Below are 4,170 nucleotides of genomic sequence, written 5' to 3'. Positions count from 1 at the left end.
CCTGCATCTCAGCGTTTTCTTCGGCCAGTGTGCACACGCGAACCCCCGGCACCCATGTATAGGATTGCAGCGTAGCGTCATTTAGACGAACGACCGCTTCGTACACCTTGTCAGCATTGCGGTCGAGAATAACTGCAAAAGCTTCTCGCTCGATGTTATTGCCATCTACAAATTTGTGAACAAGCGATTTTTCAGGTTCCCTGAGACGTACCTGCTCAAACAGTGCCCGTGAATCGAGTTGTGCTTGTTCGCGGATGATCTCGACTGCGTGAGTGAGTTCTTCGCTACTTAGTGGGTCGAGCGGATGTGGTGAATGAACCCGAATCGGTTGACACGTCTGTGACATAAAATGTTCCTCGGCAGGTGCCGAATTACCTATTGATGTCAGGATCCTACAGCTAAGGTATCAGACGGATTGGTGGCCGGGGGATCTATCCTGGGTCGCTGGAGCAGAGGTTAGTTCAGCATTGTCTCTCGGGCTTTGACTTTCCGATCAGTTTCCATCATGAATCCCGAATCTTTCCGGCACAGTGCTTCCGTTCTGCGCATGATCTCGTCGTTCGATTCATCCAGATCAAAGTCGTCCCCGTAGGGTTGTGGTACATACCAGGGGGTGTGTACATAAAGTTCGAGGTAGTTGCCTTCAGGGTCGGAGAAGTAGATGGACCATGCGTTGCCGTGGCAGGCGTAGCGGTTGATGTCCACGCCAGCGGTTACCAATCGATCTCTCATTGCACGAAGTTCATCAAGGCTTTCAAGTAGGAATGAAAGTTGCTGAGCAGCACTGTAGTCGGCATCATCCGGTCTGCCGCCGATGAGTACTATCTCATGATGTTCTTCTGGGTTCGTGGACAAAAACAACATCGGGCAGGAATTGATAGGATGCGGTCCGTGGTCGGTGACGGTGAAGCCCATGACCTGCGTGTAAAAGTCTTTCATTACATCAGCATCCCGGATACTGAGTCCGATGTGTCCGATTCGTGGTCTGGGTTGTGTAGACATGGTGATTTACCTGTTGAAATTGAGGGTGATCATAGTAGTACTGCTGATCACTAGGCATTAAGTTGCGTTAGGTTGCAGGTGGTCCAGGTCTGAATTTATGGCTACAGATATTCCCACACCTCTTATGCTCTGACAACCACAGAGCGTCAGTTGGAAGGGCTCGGCAAAGTAAGTGTACCCAGGTAGGTACTTTGTACAAGGTCTGTGGTGATTTCAAAGTCGCCGTGCTCGCTGCTGTGAAACTGCAGTGTGTAACTGCCGCTGTTGCTGTTCAGACCGCTGAATTTAAAATCGCCGTATTCATTAGATTCACCACTCTGCAGTGTCGTACCGTCCCGAGTGAGTTCAATTTCTACGCCGACCGCAGCGTCCCTCACACCATCGTTGCTGATAACAAGTGTGCCGCCGATAAAACATTTGGTGAAGTTGTCTAGAATTTTTGTAGTAGACCCTGGGATTTGCTTTGAACTCGGGGTTGAGAACCTACAGTTCTACATCCTCAACAATCTGTCTCCTCTCGGTTTACACTTTTTTAAGTTAATTGGACAGCAGCGATAGTAGTGTTTAGGCATAAAAAATGTCTGTAAACACTACCATTGGCTGCGTATGGTTTGCTGAAACTAAACAGTTGTCAAGGTTCGCGTGCAGGTTGCGCTGGGATATATGTCCCACACCGAGGATAAAGGCATAATATTGTGGAGGAGAAAGCGTAGATGAAAAATCGAATTCCCCCCGTGTGGGTTGAAGGAGTTGCGAGCCGACAAGCCCATTGCGACCTGCCGGAAGGGACCTATGAGCGGGAGATCGGGCGCGAAGGGTTCTTCGGCCCGGCCAGCCAGATCCACCATGCCCATCCGCCAACAGGGTGGACTTCATTCGACGGGCCAAGTCAACCCCGAGCGTATGACCTGACACAGTTGAATGCCCCGCTGGATAACCCCTGGCAGGCGCCGCTGGTGCTGTCCAATGGTGCTGCACAGATTCGCATGTGGATGACCAGGGGCAACATGAACTCTCTGGCGAGCAATGCTGATGGTGATCAGGTGTTGTTTGTGCACGAGGGCTCGGGACATCTGTACTGTGACTATGGTCACCTGGAATTTACTCACGGAGACTTCCTGCTGATTCCACGTTCCACGATGTGGCGTCTGGAGTGTGATGAGTTGGCGGTGATACTCATGATCGAAGCCACTGGCGGGGCGTTCGGTCTACCGAACAAAGGGCCCGTAGGTCAACACGCGATATTTGATCCTGCGATTCTGGATCACCCCCGGATCGATGAGGCATTCCAGGCGCAATACGGTGAACATGAAACTGCGGTCAGCATCAAGCGGCAGAACACCATGACGACTGTGACTTACCCATTCAATCCCCTGGATGCCGTTGGCTGGCACGGGGACCTGTCGGTGCAGCGACTAAACTGGCGCGACATTCGACCGCTTATGAGTGCTCGTTATCACGTTGCACCGTCAGCCCACACGACCTGGCTTGCCGACCGGCTGGTCATCTGTACCTTCTGTCCACGACCGATCGAGAGCGATCCCGGGGCCCTGAAGCTGCCGTACTATCATTCCAATAATGATTACGACGAGTTCATTTTTTATCACCAGGGCCAGTTTTTCAGTCGAGATCACATGAAGCCCGGAATGTGCACTTACCATCCCGCAGGGTTTCCACACGGTCCGCATCCGGAAGCCTATCGCACGGCTATGGCCTACGCTCGAAAAGAGACTGACGAGGTTGCCGTCATGGTTGACACACGGGATCCCCTCCATACCCATGATCTTCATGAAGGGGTCGAATGGCGCGGTTATGTAGACAGCTGGAAAGGGTGACGCGACTGAGGTGTCGCGCCTAGCCCGATGTCAGTTCATTACCACAGGTAGGCGCCGAAAACCGCGAAAACGTATCCGTGGATCCCGCTCCGGCTTGCCGCTCAGGTCGATAGAAGGGAAGCGCCTCGCCAGCGCGCTAAACGCGATTCGGCCTTCGAGCCGCGCCACGTTCATCCCGGAACAGGCATGGCGACCCTGACCAAAGGCCACATGATTGTTGGGTGATCGGCCGATGTCGAGGTGCTCAGGCTGCTCGAACTGATCAGGATCCCGGTTGGCTGCGCCGATGCCGAGCGTCAGAAAGGTGCCCGCAGGAATTGTTGTTTCACCGATGGTCATGGGCTCAGTTGTCAGTCGGTTATTCAGCTGTAGGGGGCTCTCAAAACGAAGCAGTTCCTCGACTGCACAGTCGGCAAGCGCGGGTTCGGCAGCAAGACGCTCTAGCTGGTCCCGGTGACTGATCAGCGCATGAAGTCCGTTACCGATCAGGTTGGTGGTGGTTTCGTGTCCGGCATTCAGGAGAAAAATGCAGTTGTGCAGCAGTTCGGCTTCGGTCAGCTTTTCTCCGTCCTTCTCGCCCTGAATCAGACGAGTCAGAACATCCACTGCAGGATCTCCCGGAGTCTGCCGTCGGTCGTGGACCAGCCGACTTAGATAGTCTGTGAAATCGATTACCGCCTGGTTGCCGGTTTCCAAAACCTGTGGTTCCGGACCCGGTTCGAGCGCGGACAGAATCGCCAGCGACCAGCCCCGAAGTGGCGCCCGTTCATCACGTGGCATATCTAGAAGGTTGCCGATCACCTCGATGGGAATCCGAGCTGAGAAATCGCCGATCATGTCTGCCGAATTCTGGTCCTCAATGTCGTCGAGCAGTTCGTCGATCAGCTGAATCAGACCCTGTTCCATTTTCTTGATGGCTCTCTGATTCAATGCGCCCATGATCAGCCGGCGTACGCGGGTATGCAGAGGTGGATCGTTGAAGACCAAGCTCGTGGTGTGGTGTTCGAGCAGAGGACTGTCGCCAAATTTGGGCGTGAACTCGGCTTTCTTGTCCGAGCTGGTACGTGGGTCGCGATAGGCGGCCATCACGTCATCGTAGCGAGACAGAAAATAAGACCGCTCACTTAACCGATGAACCGGGCTGTCGCGTCGCAGCTGTGCGTACCAGGGATAGGGATCGTCAACAAACCCAGCTGGCGGATCTATCAGCCTAAACCGAGCCACTGCATCAGTACTGGGTTCGATTAGGTTCTTTGGATCTGCCGGCATGACGATATGAATTGAGTGTAATTCCAGTCAGTGTAGCACCCGTCGTCAGCGGATGGTTTTCTGC

The 4,170-nt window shown here is 53.6% G+C and carries 5 protein-coding genes; 1 reads left to right on the top strand and 4 read right to left on the bottom strand.

Annotation, left to right across the window (positions count from 1 at the left end; all coding sequences use genetic code 11):
• The 3 genes from MK323_15150 to MK323_15140 form a co-directional block, all read right to left on the bottom strand.
• Window positions 1–346: hypothetical protein (locus MK323_15150; GenBank protein ID MCH2483481.1), on the bottom strand; the 346-nt coding region annotated here is incomplete at its 3' end.
• Window positions 347–456: 110 nt separating this feature from the next.
• A complete protein-coding gene (locus MK323_15145) occupies window positions 457–1,002 on the bottom strand; it encodes a VOC family protein (protein MCH2483480.1) in 546 nt (181 codons plus the stop codon).
• A gap of 146 nt (window positions 1,003–1,148) precedes the next feature.
• The gene (locus MK323_15140) at window positions 1,149–1,379 is read right to left on the bottom strand and encodes a hypothetical protein (GenBank protein MCH2483479.1); all 231 of its coding nucleotides are present in this window, start codon (window positions 1,377–1,379) and stop codon (window positions 1,149–1,151) included.
• A 336-nt stretch (window positions 1,380–1,715) separates the two neighbouring features.
• On the opposite strand from MK323_15140, the gene MK323_15135 reads away from it, so the two are divergent.
• A complete protein-coding gene (locus tag MK323_15135) occupies window positions 1,716–2,837 on the top strand; it encodes a homogentisate 1,2-dioxygenase (GenBank protein MCH2483478.1) in 1,122 nt (373 codons plus the stop codon).
• Between the two features lie 30 nt (window positions 2,838–2,867).
• On the opposite strand, the gene MK323_15130 is transcribed toward MK323_15135, so the two are convergent.
• A complete protein-coding gene (locus tag MK323_15130) occupies window positions 2,868–4,061 on the bottom strand; it encodes a cytochrome P450 (protein ID MCH2483477.1) in 1,194 nt (397 codons plus the stop codon).
• Window positions 4,062–4,170: the final 109 nt, after the last annotated feature.

The organism is Gammaproteobacteria bacterium, from assembly GCA_022450155.1.
Lineage (GTDB): Bacteria > Pseudomonadota > Gammaproteobacteria > Arenicellales > UBA868 > REDSEA-S09-B13.
The sequence above is the reverse complement of the archived record's forward strand: the minus strand, read 5'-3'. Positions and strand labels throughout refer to the sequence as shown.

What these genes read in the sequence shown, in the direction of transcription:
- MK323_15145 (MCH2483480.1), bottom strand. Translation starts at nt 1,002, where the DNA reads ATGTCTACACAACCCAGACCACGAATCGGACACATCGGACTCAGTATC.
- MK323_15135 (MCH2483478.1), top strand. Translation starts at nt 1,716, where the DNA reads ATGAAAAATCGAATTCCCCCCGTGTGGGTTGAAGGAGTTGCGAGCCGA.